Here is a 16,732-nt window from a genome sequence, read left to right on the forward strand (position 1 = left end):
GAAGACTATCAAACTCCGAATGCCGTCATCTTATACTTGGGAGTCAGACTGTGGGTGATAAGATTCATAGTCGAAAGGGCAACAGCCCAGATCGTCAGCTAAGGTCCCTAAATGTAAGTTAAGTGGTAAAGGATGTGGGATTGCACAGACAACCAGGATGTTGGCTTAGAAGCAGCCACTCATTCAAAGAGTGCGTAATAGCTCACTGGTCGAGTGATCCTGCGCCGAAGATTTCCGGGGCTAAAACTTACTACCGAAGCTACGGCATCATTATGATGGGTAGGGGAGCTTCCCATACGGGTTGAAGCATGACCGTAAGGACATGTGGACAGTATGGGAGTGAGAATGTTGGCATGAGTAGCGAGATGTGGGTGAGAATCCCACAGGCCGTAAACCCAAGGTTTCCAGGGGAAGGTTCGTCCGCCCTGGGTTAGTCGGGACCTAAGCTGAGGCCGAAAGGCGTAGGTGATGGACAACAGGTTGATATTCCTGTACTACCGATAACCGTTTGAGAGATGGGATGACACAGTAGGATAAGCTAAGCACACTGTTGGTTATGTGTGCCCAAGCATTGAGGCAGTCAGAGTAGGTAAATCCGCTTTGATAATGCTGGGATGTGATGGGGAGCGAAATTTAGTAGCGAAGTAGCTGATTTCACACTGTCAAGAAAAGTCTCTATCGAGGTTAAAGGTACCCGTACCGCAAACCGACACAGGTGGGTGAGGAGAGTATCCTAAGGCCCGCGAGAGAACTGTTGTTAAGGAACTCGGCAAAATGACCCCGTAACTTAGGGATAAGGGGTGCCACCATCCGGTGGCCGCAGAGAATAGGCCCAAGCGACTGTTTACCAAAAACATAGGTTTCTGCTAAGTCGCAAGACGATGTATAGGAGCTGACGCCTGCCCGGTGCTGGAAGGTTAAGGGGATCTGTTAGAGCAATCGAAGCAGTGAACTTAAGCCCCAGTAAACGGCGGCCGTAACTATAACGGTCCTAAGGTAGCGAAATTCCTTGTCGGGTAAGTTCCGACCCGCACGAAAGGCGTAACGATTTGGGCACTGTCTCAACAACAGACTCGGTGAAATTGTAATTCCGGTGAAGATGCCGGATACCTGCGACAGGACGGAAAGACCCCATGGAGCTTTACTGTAGCTTGACATTGGGTCTTGGTACTACATGTACAGGATAGGTGGGAGGCTTTGAAACCAGGACGCCAGTTTTGGCGGAGCCATCCTTGGGATACCACCCTTGTAGTACTGGGACTCTAACCATAGGCCATGAATCTGGTCTTGGGACACTGTCAGGTGGGCAGTTTGACTGGGGCGGTCGCCTCCCAAAAGGTAACGGAGGCGCTCAAAGGTTCTCTCAGTACGGTCGGAAATCGTACGTAGAGTGTAAAGGCAAAAGAGAGCTTGATTGCAAGACATACAGGTCGAGCAAGGATGAAAATCGGACTTAGTGATCCGGTGGTTCTGCGTGGAAGGGCCATCGCTCAACGGATAAAAGCTACCCTGGGGATAACAGGCTTATCTCCCCCAAGAGTCCACATCGACGGGGAGGTTTGGCACCTCGATGTCGGCTCATCACATCCTGGGGCTGTAGTAGGTCCCAAGGGTTGGGCTGTTCGCCCATTAAAGTGGTACGCGAGCTGGGTTCAGAACGTCGTGAGACAGTTCGGTCCCTATCCGTCGCAGGCGTAGGAAATTTGAGAAGACCTGTCCTTAGTACGAGAGGACCGGGATGGACGTACCTCTGGTGTACCAGTTGTTCTGCCAAGGGCATGGCTGGGTAGCTATGTACGGAATGGATAAGCGCTGAAAGCATCTAAGCGCGAAGCCAACTTCAAGATAAGATTTCCCACCGCAAGGGTAAGACCCCAGAAAGACTATCTGGTTGATAGGTCGAAGGTGTAAGTGCAGCAATGTATTTAGCTTATCGATACTAATAGGTCGAGGACTTGACCAAATTATTTGATGTTCATTCAGTAAAATATATGTGTAGTTTTTAGAGTACTAACTCTAAGGAAACTAGTATTTACTAGATTCTAAAGTTTAATAGTTATATTAAACATAAAATATATTAAGTATAAAGATTATGTGGTTACAATAGCAGAGAGGATACACCTGTTCCCATTCCGAACACAGAAGTTAAGCTCTCTAGCGCTGATGGTACTTGGTGGGAAACTGCCTGGGAGAGTAGGACGTAGCCACGTTAATGTTCCAAGGTAGCTCAACGGTGGAGCAACCGGCTGTTAACCGGTAGGCTGTGGGTTCGAGCCCCACCCTTGGAGCCAAAAAAGCCGAAGTGGCGGAACTGGCAGACGCACAGGACTTAAAATCCTGCGGGACTTACCTCTCGTACCGGTTCGATTCCGGTCTTCGGCACTTATAAAACAATATCGCGGAGTGGAGCAGTTGGCAGCTCGTCGGGCTCATAACCCGAAGGTCGTAGGTTCGAGTCCTGCCTCCGCAACCATTAAAATATTAAAATGGCTCGTTGGTCAAGAGGTTAAGACACCGCCCTTTCACGGCGGTAACAGGGGTTCAATTCCCCTACGAGTCACCAATTAAATATGCGGGTGTAGCTCAATGGTAGAGTTCTGGCCTTCCAAGCCAGCTGTGAGGGTTCGATCCCCTTCACCCGCTCCAAAAATGGGACCATAGCTCAGCTGGGAGAGCACCTGCCTTACAAGCAGGGGGTCACAGGTTCGAGCCCTGTTGGTCCCACCATTTGCGGCCTGGTAGTTCAGTTGGTTAGAATGCCAGCCTGTCACGCTGGAGGTCGAGGGTTCGAACCCCTTCCAGGTCGCCAAACTAAATAAGCGGGAATAGTTCAGTGGTAGAGCGCAACCTTGCCAAGGTTGAAGTCGCGAGTTCGAATCTCGTTTCCCGCTCCATAATAACTTGGGTGCATAGCTCAGCTGGATAGAGCAACGCCCTTCTAAGGCGTGTGTCCGGGGTTCGAATCCCTGTGCGCTCATTAAGAAAAGTTTACTATATTTTATAGTAAACTTTTATATTGTTTAAAAAGACACAGGATACATGTACATTACCTGTGTCTTTTTCTTTATAAACTTTAAAATATGTAAGAGTTACAGTATATTCATTAATATTGTAAACATATGAATGGTAATGTATAATAGTCTACAAGAAGTTTATGAAACGTATAGTTAGAAGGAGTTATTAACTAGTAGGTAAAGAATATATACATTATATTGTATACTTTAGAATATTAATACATTAGATTACCTTATGAACTTATAGAGTAATTAATTGTACCTATATAATAGATTATAAAAAGTTAAGTATTATAAAGAATTGACAATGTAATGTAACATTTATAGATTATACTAAATGGATTATAATAGTATGAGTGATGAATGTATAAATTTGAGAATGTGTGTTATTTTAGTTATGGAAAATAACTTTTAATAGTAATTTATAGTAACATATTAAAATAAAGTAACATATTAAAATAAATTTATCTAAACTAGGTATAAAGCAAGTTATTACTTTAAGATAAAAATTACATTAATAAGATAATATTAATGATAGATAATCTTTTAATTTTACAATTGATGAGTAGATTATCAAATTTATTGTAGTAAATATATATTAGTTAATGATATATTAAATAGGTTTTATAGCATAAAACTGCGTTAAGGCGCGAGTACTATTTTGTATTCGCGCCTTGATGGTTTGATTTAATTGACTTGAAACTAATTTTAATAAAAATATGTATTTATTGATTGATATTTTTGATGTGTTTAGAGATTATTTAACAATCTCGAAGCATAAAATTAGAATTATTTACACAAAAGTTAAATAGTTTGTATAGAGTTAGATTTATATAGTATAATACATAGTGTAAATAATTAAGAAGTTATCAAACAGGAGGATAAAACTGTGTTAGATATAAATTCTTTTTTAAATGGATTTTTTAATATAATATTAAGAATGAGTATATATGATTTAATTGACATATCTATAGTAGCGTATATTTTTTACAAAATATTTATGTTTATAAAAGATACAAGGGCAGAACAAGTATTTAAAGGAATAATATTTCTTTTATTAGCAACTCAACTTAGTAACACTTTTAAATTGCATACCGTTTATTGGATATCTCTTAAAGCTTTAGATTATGGAGTTATAGCTGCTCTTATAATTTTTCAACCAGAATTTAGAGCAGGACTTGAGCATATAGGAAGAGCAAAGTTTAATTTATTTGGAAAGAATGTAAATACTTCGGAAGAAACTCTTAATAGAAATATAGAGGAAATTGTAGAAGCTTTGTATTCACTTTCTAGACAAAAAATAGGTGCTCTTATCATAATGGAAAGAGAAACTAGAATAAGTGATATAATAAATACAGGAACTATTATTGATGCTGAAATTTCTAGACAGCTATTAATAAATATATTTATACCCAATACCCCATTACACGATGGAGCTGTTGTAATTAGAGATTCTAAGGTAAAGGCAGCTGCATGTTTCTTACCATTGACAGAAAGTAAGGACTTAAGCAAAGACTTAGGTACTAGACATAGAGCGGGAATAGGTGTAAGTGAAGTATCTGACTGTATTACACTGATTGTGTCGGAAGAAACTGGAGGAGTTTCAATTGCTAAGTCAGGTAAATTGTATAGAGATATTTCTAGAGAAAGAATGATGAATATATTACGTAGTAATTTAAAAACAAATACAGAAACAAGAAGTTTTTTCAAAGGTGGTATATTTAAATGATAAACAGACTGAAAAATAATACCAAAATAAAAATAATATCATTTTTAAGTGCAATTGCATTATGGATGTATGTTATGGCTGTGGTTGACCCTGAAGAAACTAAAGGGTTTGAAGATATACCTGTATCTATAAGTAATATGAGTGATTTAAAAGATAAAAATCTTGTTATATATCCAGACGAAAAATTAACAGCAGATGTATATATAAAAGGCAGTTTATCAAAGGTACAAGGTGTTAAAAAAGAAGATATACATGTATATGGAACTATTGAAGACCCAATACAAGGACAGAAAGAAGTGTATTTAAAAGCAAATATTCCTCAAGGTGTCACTATAGAATTTAAGCATGATGTTTTAGTAGTGAATCTTGAAAAAAATATAAAAGAAAAAAGAGATATAAAGGTAGAAGTAAGTGGAAATTCAAAAGGAAATATAAATAAAATTGAACTTAGTAAAGATTTTGTCGATGTGTCGGGTCCAAGGAGTCTAGTTAATGAAGTCAAAAGTGTAAGAGCTAATTTAGATGTTGGAAATAAAACAGAAGATTTTTCTAAAAAATTGGAATTAATCCCATTAAATAGTAAGGGAACTAAGGTTGAAGGTGTAACATTAAGTTCATCTTTTGTAACGGCACAAATAGAACTATTAAAAGAAAAAACTGTACCAATAAGAGTAAATCTAAAAGATAGTAAAGATAATGATGCATTGAAAAACTATAAATTAAGTGCAGAACAAGTTACAATAAAAGGAAAGAAAGAAAATATAGACAAAATAAATTATATTAAGACAAAACCTGTTGATTTAGCTGGTTTGGCTAATGGAGAAGAAAAAGAAGTGAGTTTAGAAGTTCCAGAAGGTATAACTCTTGAGGAGAGTTCTATAACAATAAAATTAAATGAAACAAAACAGTTAAGTGCAGAGTTTCTATATAGTGTAGGGGATATTGAATTAAGAAATATTCCAACAAATATGGATAATCCAAGTATAATTTCTGATGTAGATATAAAAGTTGTTGTAGAATCAACAGAAGATTTAAGTAAGCTAAATAAAAAAGATATTTCGTTGTTTATTGATTTATCAGAAGGGCCTGTAGAAGATAGTAAATATAAAATAAAATATGAAACAACATCTCAATTTAAAAAAATAAATATAGAACCTAATATTGTTGAAGTGGAATGAACAAATATTTCGAATATTTAGTTGTTACAAGATGCGACAAAAAAACCTATAAAATTAAGTTTGTTAATTTTATGTTTTTGTTGCATCTTGTTTATTTTAGTTATATTATAAAATAAGGACAATGAGATATTTGTTAAATCTAAAAAGTATTAGATATATGAAAAAAGACTGATAAATAGATTTAAATAAATATTTTTGAATTAAATATTTCAATTATCCCTAGGAAAACGTTGCTGAACGAGTTATAATTTAATTGAGATATAAAAAGTTCTATTTCAAAAAATTCAAGATGAGGTGGAAATGCATGAAAAGCTTTGAAGAAGTAATTAAGTTTGCAAAAGAAAGAGGACCTAAAACTATATCAGTAGCATGTTGTCAAGATAAAGAAGTTTTAATGGCAGTTGAGATGGCTAGAAAAGAAAAAATAGCAGATGCTATTTTAGTAGGTGATATAGAAAAGACTAAAGAAATTGCAAAAAGCATAGACATGGATATCGAAAATTATGAACTGATAGATATAAAAGATTTAGCAGAAGCATCTCTAAAATCTGTTGAATTAGTTTCACAAGGAAAAGCCGACATGGTAATGAAAGGCTTAGTAGACACATCAATAATACTAAAAGCAGTTTTAAACAAAGAAGTAGGTCTTAGAACTGGAAATGTATTGAGTCACGTAGCAGTATTTGATGTAGAGGGATATGACAGATTATTTTTCATAACTGACGCAGCTATGAATTTAGCTCCTGATACAAATACTAAAAAGCAAATCATAGAAAATGCTTGTACAGTAGCACATTCACTAGATATAAACGAACCAAAAGTTGCTGCAATATGCGCAAAAGAAAAAGTAAATCCAAAAATGAAAGATACAGTTGAAGCTAAAGAACTGGAAGAAATGTATGAAAGAGGAGAAATCAAAGGTTGTATGGTTGGTGGACCTTTTGCAATTGATAACGCAGTCTCTTTAGAAGCAGCTAAACATAAAGGTATAAATCATCCTGTAGCAGGAAGAGCTGATATACTGTTAGCTCCAGATATCGAAGGTGGTAACATATTATATAAAGCTTTGGTATTCTTCTCAAAATCAAAAAATGCAGGAGTTATAGTTGGGGCTAAAGCACCAATAATACTAACTTCTAGAGCAGACAGCGAAGAAACTAAACTTAACTCAATAGCTTTAGGTGTTTTAATGGCAGCAAAGGCTTAAATTTAAGGGGGAAATAGGCAAATGAGCAAAATATTTAAAATCTTAACAATAAATCCTGGATCGACATCAACTAAAATAGCTGTATTTGATAATGAGGATTTAGTATTTGAAAAAACTTTAAGACATTCCTCAGAAGAAATAGGAAAATATGAGAAAGTGTCAGATCAATTTGAATTCCGTAAACAAGTAATAGAAGAAGCTCTAAAAGAAGGTGGAGTAAAAACATCTGAATTAGATGCTGTAGTAGGTAGAGGAGGACTTCTTAAACCTATAAAAGGTGGTACTTATTCAGTAAGTGCTGGGATGATTGAAGATTTAAAAGTAGGAGTTTTAGGAGAACATGCTTCAAACTTAGGTGGAATAATAGCAAAACAAATAGGTGATGAAGCAAATGTTCCTTCATACATAGTAGACCCTGTTGTTGTGGATGAATTAGAAGATATAGCTAGAATTTCTGGTATGCCTGAAATAAGCAGAGCAAGTGTAGTACATGCTTTAAATCAAAAGGCAATAGCAAGAAGATATGCTAGAGAAATAGGAAATAAATATGAAGATATAAATCTTATAGTTGCTCACATGGGTGGAGGAGTTTCTGTTGGAGCTCATAAAAATGGTAAGATAGTAGATGTTGCAAACGCATTAGATGGAGAAGGACCTTTCTCTCCAGAAAGAAGTGGTGGATTACCAGTAGGGGCATTAGTAAAAATGTGCTTTAGTGGAAAATATACTCAAGATGAAATTAAAAAGAAAATAAAAGGTAATGGCGGATTAGTTGCATACTTAAATACTAATGATGCTAGAGAAGTTGAAGAAAGAATTGAAGCTGGTGATGAAAAAGCTAAATTATTATATGAAGCTATGGCATATCAAATCTCTAAAGAAATAGGAGCTAGTGCAGCCGTTCTTAAGGGAGATGTAAAAGCAATATTATTAACTGGTGGAATCGCATATTCAAAAATGTTTACAGAAATGATTGCAGATAGAGTTAAATTTATAGCAGATGTAAAAGTTTATCCTGGAGAAGATGAAATGATTGCATTAGCTCAAGGTGGACTTAGAGTTTTAACTGGTGAAGAAGAGGCCCAAGTTTATGATAACTAATGATAAAAGAATAAGAATCATAACTGGTCACTATGGAAGTGGTAAAAGTGAATTTGCGATGAACTATGTTGTTAAATTAAGAGATATGGTTTCTGGCAAAGTTGCTATAGCCGATTTAGATGTGGTAAATGTATACTTTAGAACTAGAGAAAAGAAAGAGCTAATGAAATCTTTAGGTATACAACCAATAGATAGCTCAATCAATGCTCCAACATTAGATTTACCAGCAGTATCAGCAGAAGTAATGTCTCCTATGGTGGACCATTCATACAATTCTGTTATAGATTTAGGTGGAGATAATGTAGGTGCTAGAGTTATAGGAAGATTTAGTCATTTGTTAAAAGAAGGCGACTATGATATGCTTTTTGTAATAAATGCAAATAGGGAGAAAACTCAAACTTCTGAAGAAGTTATCCAATATATAAAGGAAATAGAAAAATCTTCTAAGTTAAAGGTAACAGGTCTGATTAATAATACTCATCTCATTAGATTTACTACTATTGATGATGTTTTAAGAGGACAGAAAGTTGCAAAAGAAGTTTCTGAGAAATGTAATATACCTATAAGATATGTTGCGTGTTTAGAAAATCTTGTTGAACAGTTACCAAAAGACATAGAAGGAGAAATTTTTCCTATAAAATTATATATGAGAGAAGATTGGATGTAGTTTGAGCTCAAATATATAGAAAGTTTAAGGAGGCTTAGGTAAATGGCTAAAGGAAAAGTATCTTTTAATGAAGAACGTTGTAAAGGTTGTGGATTATGCGTTGAAGCATGTCCAGTAAAAATCATACAATTAGACTCAAATGTAATAAACAAAAAAGGGTATAACCCAGCAACTGTTTTTGAAATGGAAAAATGCATAGGATGTGCAAGTTGTGCAACTATGTGTCCAGATGTAGTTATAACAGTAGAAAGAGATTAATTTAATTAATATTTAAGGGGGAATTTTAATGGCTAAGATACTTATGAAAGGTAACGAAGCATTTGGAAAAGCAGCTATAGAAGCTGGTTGCAAATATTTCTTCGGTTACCCAATAACTCCACAAAGTGAATTACCAGAATATTTATCAAGAGAGTTACCAAAAATAGGTGGAGCGTTCGTTCAAGCTGAATCAGAAGTTTCTGCGATAAACATGGTTTATGGTGGAGCAGGTGCAGGAGCAAGAGTTATGACTTCTTCATCTTCACCAGGAGTTGCTTTAAAACAAGAAGGTATAACATATGCAGTAGGTGCAGAAGTTCCTTGTGTTGTACTTAACGTAATGAGAGGTGGTCCAGGACTTGGAAGTATACAACCTTCACAAGCTGACTACTTTATGTCTACAAGAGGTGGAGGAAATGGAGACTACAGAACTCCAGTATTCGCACCAGCTACAGTTCAAGAAGCTGTTGATATGATAATGGAAGCTTTTGACGTTGCAGATTACTACAGATCACCAGTTATGGTAGTTGCAGATGGTATGATAGGTCAAATGATGGAGCCAGTTGAATTTAAAGCTCCTGAAAAGAAAAGAGAATTGCCTCCTAAAGATTGGGCAACTGTTGGAACTAAAGGGAAAAGAGTACCTAATGTAATAAACTCTCTATACTTAGAGCCAGAAGTACTAGAAGACCATTGTTGGCATTTACAAGAAAAATTTGAAGCAATGGAAAAAAATGAAGTTCAATACGAAATGTACAAAACAGAAGATGCTGAATTTGTATTTGCAGCTTATGGAACTACTTCAAGAGTAGTAAAAAGCGCAATTGATATATTAAGAGAAGAAGGAATAAAAGCAGGTCTTATAAGACCTAAAGTATTATGGCCATTCCCATTTGAAGCATTTGACCAAATTCCTAATGCTAGAAACATATTAACTGTTGAAATGAGTATGGGACAAATGGTGGAAGATGTTAAAATGGCAGTAGAAGGTAAATTACCAGTTTACTTCCATGGAAGACCAGGAGGAATGACTCCAACACCAGCAGAAATAGTTGAAAAAGCTAAAAAAATTATTGCCGGAGAATTGGTTGCAGGAGGTGCTAGATAATGGCTGTTGTATTTAAGAAAACTGAAGGATTACAAGATACTCAAACTCACTACTGTCCAGGATGTACACATGGTATAATCCATAGATTAGTTGGTGAAGTATTAGAAGAATTAGGAGTATTGGGTGATGCTGTAGGTGTTGTTCCAGTTGGATGTTCAGTTTTAGGATATAAATATTTCAACTGTGACACTCAAGAAGCTGCTCATGGTAGAGCGCCAGCAGCAGCTACAGGAATAAAAAGAGTTCATCCTGAAAATACAGTATTCACTTATCAAGGTGATGGAGACTTAGCTTCAATCGGTACTGCTGAAATAGTTCATGCAGCTGCTAGAGGTGAAAAAATAACTACTATATTCGTAAACAATACAACATATGGTATGACTGGTGGGCAAATGGCTCCAACTACACTAGTTGGACAAAGAGCTACTACTGCTCAATCAGGAAGAAATGCTGAAACTCAAGGTTATCCAATAAGAGTAAGTGAAATGTTAGCTACATTAACAGGAGCTGTATTTGTAGAAAGAGTAGCAGTTGATACTCCAGCTCATGTTAGACAAGCTAAAAAAGCTATAAAGAAAGCATTCCAAGTTCAACAAGCAGGATTAGGATTTGGAATAGTAGAAGTATTATCTACTTGTCCTACAAACTGGGGACTAGCTCCAAATGATGCTTTACAATGGTTAAGAGACAATATGATACCATACTATCCATTAGGAAATTTCAAAAATGTTGAAGTTGAGGAGGTGAAGTAAATGTCTACAGCTAGAGTAATATGTGCAGGCTTCGGAGGCCAAGGTGTTATGTCTATGGGACAATTACTTACTTATGCAGGAATGCTAGAAGGAAAAGAAGTTTCTTGGTTACCATCTTATGGACCAGAAATGCGTGGAGGTACAGCAAACTGTGCAGTAACTGTATCTAGTGAGCCAGTTGGTTCTCCACTTATAACAGATGATGCAACTGCAGCTATATTATTAAACATACCAGCATTTGAAAAATTCAAAGATGATGTTATCCCTGGTGGAAAAATAATAGTAAATAGCTCTTTAATAAAAGAAAAAGTTGATAGAACAGATGTAGATGTTTATTATATACCAGCAAATGAATTAGCAGTTGAGTTAGGAAATGACAAAGTTGCTAATATGATAATGCTAGGGGCTTACTTAAAAGTAGCTGATACTGTAGATATAGAATCTGTATTAGAAGCATTTAAGAAAGTTTTTGGACCTAGAAAAGAAAAATTCGTTCCATTAAACAGAGAAGCTTTACAAAAAGGTATGGATGCTGCATGTTCTGTAGCAACTAACTAATAAAGAAAAAAGATGTCAAAAAAAAGACAATAGAATTATTTCTATTGTCTTTTTTGCTGATAAGTATTAAAATGTTTTTATGACTGAAATTAAGAATATAATGTTATTTTATGAACTATAAAAATATAATACAAATTGCAAGCTTTTCAATTATGAAAGGAGAATCTTTAGTGAGAAAGTATTTTGGAACAGATGGAGTTAGAGGAGTAGCAAATACAGAATTAACATGTGACTTAGCATATAAACTTGGTAGAGCTGGTGGTTTTGTTTTAGCTCAAGGAGACCACAGAGTAAAAGTAGTGGTAGGTAAAGATACGAGAATATCAGGAGATATGTTAGAAGCATCTTTAATAGCAGGTCTTATGTCTGTTGGATGTGATGTTATTACTGTTGGAATAATACCAACACCTGCAGTGGCATATTTAACTAGAAAATATGGTGCTGATTGTGGCGTGGTTATATCTGCATCTCATAATCCTGTTGAATATAATGGAATTAAATTCTTTAATAAGAATGGATATAAATTGGATGATGAAATTGAATTAAAAATAGAAGAATATATAGATGATATAGACAAAATTGAATGTCTACCAATTGGTGAAAATGTAGGACGAAAATTACATGAACATTATGCACAAAGAGACTATGTAGACTATTTGAAATCAATAATAAGCACTGATTTTAAAGGATTAAAAGTAGTATTGGATTGTGCAAATGGTGCATCATATAAAGTAGCACCAATTGTATTTGATGAATTAGGAGCAAGTGTAATTTCAATAAATAGCTCACCAGATGGAAATAATATAAACGATAAATGTGGTTCTACACATCCAGAACAACTTCAAAACGCTGTTTTGGAACATAATGCTGACTTAGGTCTTGCATTTGATGGAGATGCTGATAGATTAATTGCTGTAAATGAAAAGGGTCAAATTGTTGATGGAGACCATATAATGATATTGAGTGCTTTAAATTTAAAGAAAAATAATAAATTAGCACAAGACACTTTAGTAGTTACAGTTATGAGTAACATAGGATTAACAATAGCTGCTAAAGAAAATGGAATAAATTTATCTACTACAGCAGTTGGAGATAGATATGTTTTAGAAGACATGGTTAAGAATGGATACAATCTTGGTGGAGAACAATCTGGGCATATGATATTCTTAGATTACAATACAACTGGAGATGGAGTACTTAGTTCTTTAATACTTGCAAATATAATCTTGCAAGAAAAGAAACCTTTATCAGAGCTTGCAGCAATAATGAGTCAATATCCACAAGTATTAGTAAATGCAACAATAAAAAATGAAAATAAAACTAAATATATGGAATATCCAGAAATAAAAACTGAGATAGAAAGAATAGAATCTATTTTAGATGGAAATGGTAGAGTTCTGATAAGACCATCAGGAACTGAGCCATTAGTTAGAGTTATGTTAGAGGGTAAAGAGGAAGGTCAAATAAAAGAATTAGCAACAAATTTAGCTAATCTTATACAAGAAAAATTATCGTAATTTATAAGGGTATTCTCAGGTATAAATACTGAGGGCACCTTTCTAAGCGCCAGAACTTAGTTATAGACATAATTATTAAGTAACATAGGAACTAAGTTGACGAGGTCAGAGTTAATCGAATTGTCGGCGGATGCTCTGCGGTGTGTTTACCATCGAAAGACTTCTTTAAATAATAGGAGTAATCCTATGGACAAAGGGAAGCCAAAGTAAACTTATATGACCTAACTCTTAAAATATATAAATAATATTTTTTAGGAGGACACAAATAATGTGTGGAATAGTTGGATATTTAGGAAGTAGAAAGGCAGCAGAAGTTATAGTAGAAGGACTTTCTAAGTTAGAGTACAGAGGTTATGATTCAGCAGGAGTAGCAGTTAATAACTCTAATGGAGAAGAACTTAACATTAGAAAGTTTAAAGGCAGACTTTCTGTATTGGCAGAGGATTTAGAAAAGAATCCTATTGATGGAAATTTAGGAATAGGGCATACAAGATGGGCAACTCATGGAGAACCATCTGATGTAAACTCACATCCTCATTTTAATCAAGCTAAAACAATAGCAGTTGTTCATAATGGGATAATAGAAAATTATATGGAAATAAAAGAAGAATTAATTTCTGAAGGTGTTAAGTTTGAATCTCAGACAGATACAGAAGTAATAGCACATTTAGTAGATAAATACTATGAAGGTAATTTATTAGATGCTGTATACAAAACTATATCAAAATTAAGAGGAGCTTATGCACTAGGTGTTATATGTAAAGAACATGGAAATGAATTAGTTGCAGTAAGAAAAGATAGTCCTCTTGTAGTTGGCGTTGGTGAAGGCGAAAACTTTATAGCATCAGATATACCTGCTTTATTAAAGTATACTAGAGATGTTTATTTCTTAGAAAATGGAGAGATAGTTCATTTAAAGGATGAAAATGTAACAGTTTATGATTCTAATAGAAATCTAGTAGAAAAAGAAGTATTCCATGTAACTTGGGATGTAGAGGCTGCATCTAAAGGTGGATATGATTACTTTATGTCAAAAGAAATTCACGAGCAACCAACAGGTGTTAGAGAAACTCTAGAAAGAAGACTTGATGACAATGGAAGTATAGTTTTAGATAGTATAAATATTTCTAAAGAAGATTTAGATAAAATAAATAAGGTTTATATAGTGGCTTGTGGAACAGCATATAATGCTGGATTACTTGGTAAGTATGCTATAGAAAAATTTGTAAATATACCAGTAATAACTGATATAGCGTCAGAGTTTAGATATAGTGACCCATTTGTAGATGAAAATTCATTAGTAATATTAGTTAGTCAATCTGGAGAGACAGCAGATACTCTAGCAGTATTAAGAGATTCAAAAGCTAAAGGAGCAAGAATACTTTCTATAACTAATGTTGTAGGTTCGTCTATAGCTAGAGAATCAGATGATGTTTTCTATACTTGGGCAGGTCCTGAAGTAGCAGTTGCATCAACTAAGGCATATACTACTCAAATAACTTCTCTATATATGATAGCTCTAGATTTTGCTATTAAAAAAGGAACAATAAATAGAGAATTTTATGATAGTATGATTTCTAAGATGAAAGAAATACCATCAAAAATACAAGAAATACTAGATAATGAAGAGTATATAAAAGAAATTGCTAAAACAGTTGTGAGTTCTGACCATGCATTCTATTTAGGAAGAGGAATAGATTATAGTTTAGCAATGGAAGGTTCATTAAAGTTAAAAGAGATTTCATATATACACGCAGAAGCTTTTGCAGCAGGAGAATTAAAGCATGGAACAATAGCTTTAATAGAAAAAGGAACTCCTGTAATTGCTATAGCTACTCAAGAAAAATTATTTGAAAAAATGGTTTCTAATATGGAAGAAGTAAGGGCAAGAGGAGCTTATGTAGTAGCAATAGCTCAAAGTCATAATAAAGATGTTGAGAAATCTGCTGATAAAATAATCTATATACCAAACTCAGATGATATTTTATCTCCTATATTAGCTGTTGTACCAATGCAGTTACTTGCTTACCATGTTTCTGTATTAAGAGGATGCGATGTTGATAAACCAAGAAATCTAGCAAAATCAGTAACAGTTGAATAAAAATATATTAAAAATTAAATAGATAATATTTATTAAAAAGCTCATTCTATTGTTTGTAATCTATAGGATGAGTTTTTTTATGAGGTTTAAATATATTTTTTTTGTTATAATTAATCTAATACCTTATAAGAAAATAGTTTTAACATAGTGAAATGATTTGAAATAAAAAATACTATAAATAGGAGAATAAATTATGTCAGATGATTTTAAAAAGAAAAATAGAGAAGATTTTTTTGTTAATCTTGAATCAATTTCTACTGAGGTCTTACAAGAAAAGGTACAAGACAAATCTTGGATTATAATTGATACTCGTTTAAATGATGCCTACAATGGATGGAAGTTAGATGGAGTAAAAAGAGGTGGACATATAAAAGGTGCTGTAGACTTTTCTGCTAATTGGTTAAGTGTATACTCAGATAAAAGAGATAAAGTGCTAGAACAAGCACTGAGAACTAAAGGAATTGATTTAAATAAAAATATAGTATTATATGATGCAAATGGAAAAGATGCTTTGCTTGTAGCAGATTATTTGTTTAAAAAAGGATATAAATATTTATATAAATATGATATTAAGCAATGGGCAGAGAATGATAACCTTCCAATGGAAAGATATAAAAATTATCAAATGATAGTTCCAGCTTCTATAATAAAAAAGATACTCGATGGAGGAATACCTGAGACATTTGAAAACTCCAAGAATATAAAAATGATTGAAGCAAGTTGGGGAGAAGAAAAAGAATCGTATGCAAAAGGGCATATACCTACAAGCATTCATATAAATACTGATATTATAGAACCTCCTCCAACATGGATGCTTGATAATGATGATAATCTAACTCAGTTTGCTTTGGATTATGGATTCACAAAAGATGATACTGTAATAGTTTCAAGTAGTACAACTATGGCATCTTACAGATTGGCTGTTATATTGAGATATATAGGAGTAAAAGATGTAAGGGTATTAAATGGTGGAATCGATTCATGGATATCAGCAGGATATGAATTAGAAGTTACTAGTAACTCAAGGCATTCATGTACTAATTTTGGAGCAAATATACCCGTTAATCTACAATTAATAGTTACAACAACCGAATTAAAACAAAAACTAAAAGAAAAAAATAAATGTGCATTAGTAGATATTCGTACTTGGGATGAGCATATAGGTAAAATATCTGGATATACATATTATGATAAAAAGGGACGTGTCCCAGGTGCTTTATATGGACATTCGGGGAGTGATAGTGTTTCACTAGAAGAATATCGTAATATTGATAATACAATGAGAAACAAATATGAGATTTTAGAAATGTGGAATGAAGAAAGTATAGATATGAATAAACAGCTTATATTTATGTGTGGAAGCGGCTGGCGTGCTGCTGAAGTATTAACCTATGCAAATGTAATAGGTGTTGAAGAAACCTCTCTTTATAGCGATGGATGGATGGGATGGAGTCTTGATAACTCAAATCTAATTGAAGTTGGAGAACACAAATAGAGTCAGTCTTTAAAAGTACAATAGAATTATTTAATATATAAGGTATA

The 16,732-nt window shown here is 34.2% G+C and carries 12 protein-coding genes, 9 tRNA genes and 2 rRNA genes (1 of these 23 running past the window's edge); all 23 read left to right on the forward strand.

Translation table 11 applies throughout. The features are described 5' to 3' along the window. A 23S ribosomal RNA gene (locus tag ACTG48_RS01055) occupies nt 1–1,963 on the forward strand; it begins 934 nt to the left of the window's first position. 130 nt (nt 1,964–2,093) lie between these two features. Beyond that, nucleotides 2,094–2,210 (forward strand): 5S ribosomal RNA (gene rrf / locus ACTG48_RS01060). Nucleotides 2,211–2,216: 6 nt separating this feature from the next. Further along, nucleotides 2,217–2,291, forward strand: a tRNA-Asn gene (locus tag ACTG48_RS01065). 5 nt (nt 2,292–2,296) lie between these two features. Continuing rightward, nucleotides 2,297–2,382: transfer RNA gene (locus tag ACTG48_RS01070), tRNA-Leu, on the forward strand. Between the two features lie 15 nt (nt 2,383–2,397). Further along, nucleotides 2,398–2,473 (forward strand) — tRNA-Met (locus ACTG48_RS01075). Between the two features lie 15 nt (nt 2,474–2,488). Next, nucleotides 2,489–2,563 (forward strand) — tRNA-Glu (locus ACTG48_RS01080). A 9-nt stretch (nt 2,564–2,572) separates the two neighbouring features. Beyond that, nucleotides 2,573–2,646: transfer RNA gene (locus ACTG48_RS01085), tRNA-Gly, on the forward strand. A 5-nt stretch (nt 2,647–2,651) separates the two neighbouring features. Next, a tRNA-Val gene (locus ACTG48_RS01090) sits at nt 2,652–2,727 on the forward strand. Between the two features lie 5 nt (nt 2,728–2,732). Beyond that, nucleotides 2,733–2,809: transfer RNA gene (locus ACTG48_RS01095), tRNA-Asp, on the forward strand. A 10-nt stretch (nt 2,810–2,819) separates the two neighbouring features. Then, a tRNA-Gly gene (locus ACTG48_RS01100) sits at nt 2,820–2,894 on the forward strand. Between the two features lie 9 nt (nt 2,895–2,903). Then, nucleotides 2,904–2,977, forward strand: a tRNA-Arg gene (locus ACTG48_RS01105). A gap of 926 nt (nt 2,978–3,903) precedes the next feature. Continuing rightward, nucleotides 3,904–4,743, forward strand: coding sequence for a diadenylate cyclase CdaA (gene cdaA / locus ACTG48_RS01110; protein ID WP_021382536.1), 840 nt, complete (start codon nt 3,904–3,906; stop codon nt 4,741–4,743). Then, nucleotides 4,740–5,921 (forward strand): CdaR family protein, encoded by a 1,182-nt coding sequence (locus ACTG48_RS01115; protein WP_479917878.1) that lies wholly within the window; start codon nt 4,740–4,742, stop codon nt 5,919–5,921. Before cdaA ends, ACTG48_RS01115 begins: the two co-directional genes overlap by 4 nt. A gap of 304 nt (nt 5,922–6,225) precedes the next feature. Beyond that, on the forward strand, nt 6,226–7,128 hold the full coding sequence (ptb, locus tag ACTG48_RS01120; RefSeq protein WP_021382540.1) for a phosphate butyryltransferase: 903 nt from the start codon (nt 6,226–6,228) through the stop codon (nt 7,126–7,128). 21 nt (nt 7,129–7,149) lie between these two features. Next, nucleotides 7,150–8,229: a butyrate kinase gene (gene buk, locus ACTG48_RS01125; RefSeq protein ID WP_479917879.1), complete on the forward strand. Its 1,080-nt coding sequence runs from the start codon at nt 7,150–7,152 to the stop codon at nt 8,227–8,229. Beyond that, on the forward strand, nt 8,219–8,896 hold the full coding sequence (locus tag ACTG48_RS01130; protein WP_021382542.1) for a hypothetical protein: 678 nt from the start codon (nt 8,219–8,221) through the stop codon (nt 8,894–8,896). Before buk ends, ACTG48_RS01130 begins: the two co-directional genes overlap by 11 nt. Nucleotides 8,897–8,938: 42 nt before the next feature. After that, nucleotides 8,939–9,154, forward strand: a complete 216-nt coding sequence (locus tag ACTG48_RS01135; RefSeq protein ID WP_021382532.1) for a 4Fe-4S binding protein — start codon at nt 8,939–8,941, stop codon at nt 9,152–9,154. Nucleotides 9,155–9,182: 28 nt separating this feature from the next. Beyond that, complete coding sequence (locus ACTG48_RS01140) at nt 9,183–10,262, forward strand: 3-methyl-2-oxobutanoate dehydrogenase subunit VorB (RefSeq protein WP_021382548.1); 1,080 nt, start codon at nt 9,183–9,185, stop codon at nt 10,260–10,262. Beyond that, on the forward strand, nt 10,262–11,014 hold the full coding sequence (locus ACTG48_RS01145; protein WP_003420710.1) for a thiamine pyrophosphate-dependent enzyme: 753 nt from the start codon (nt 10,262–10,264) through the stop codon (nt 11,012–11,014). The genes ACTG48_RS01140 and ACTG48_RS01145 overlap by 1 nt, the downstream gene beginning before the upstream one ends. Beyond that, nucleotides 11,015–11,572 (forward strand): 2-oxoacid:acceptor oxidoreductase family protein, encoded by a 558-nt coding sequence (locus tag ACTG48_RS01150; RefSeq protein WP_021382553.1) that lies wholly within the window; start codon nt 11,015–11,017, stop codon nt 11,570–11,572. Nucleotides 11,573–11,742: 170 nt separating this feature from the next. Beyond that, nucleotides 11,743–13,089, forward strand: a complete 1,347-nt coding sequence (gene glmM, locus ACTG48_RS01155; protein WP_479917880.1) for a phosphoglucosamine mutase — start codon at nt 11,743–11,745, stop codon at nt 13,087–13,089. 268 nt (nt 13,090–13,357) lie between these two features. Next, nucleotides 13,358–15,190: a glutamine--fructose-6-phosphate transaminase (isomerizing) gene (glmS, locus tag ACTG48_RS01160; protein ID WP_479917881.1), complete on the forward strand. Its 1,833-nt coding sequence runs from the start codon at nt 13,358–13,360 to the stop codon at nt 15,188–15,190. Nucleotides 15,191–15,383: 193 nt separating this feature from the next. Next, the gene (locus ACTG48_RS01165; RefSeq protein ID WP_479917882.1) at nt 15,384–16,685 is read left to right on the forward strand and encodes a sulfurtransferase; all 1,302 of its coding nucleotides are present in this window, start codon (nt 15,384–15,386) and stop codon (nt 16,683–16,685) included. Nucleotides 16,686–16,732 lie beyond the last annotated feature (47 nt).

The sequence above is a fragment of the Clostridioides sp. LIBA-6822 genome (assembly GCF_056688955.1).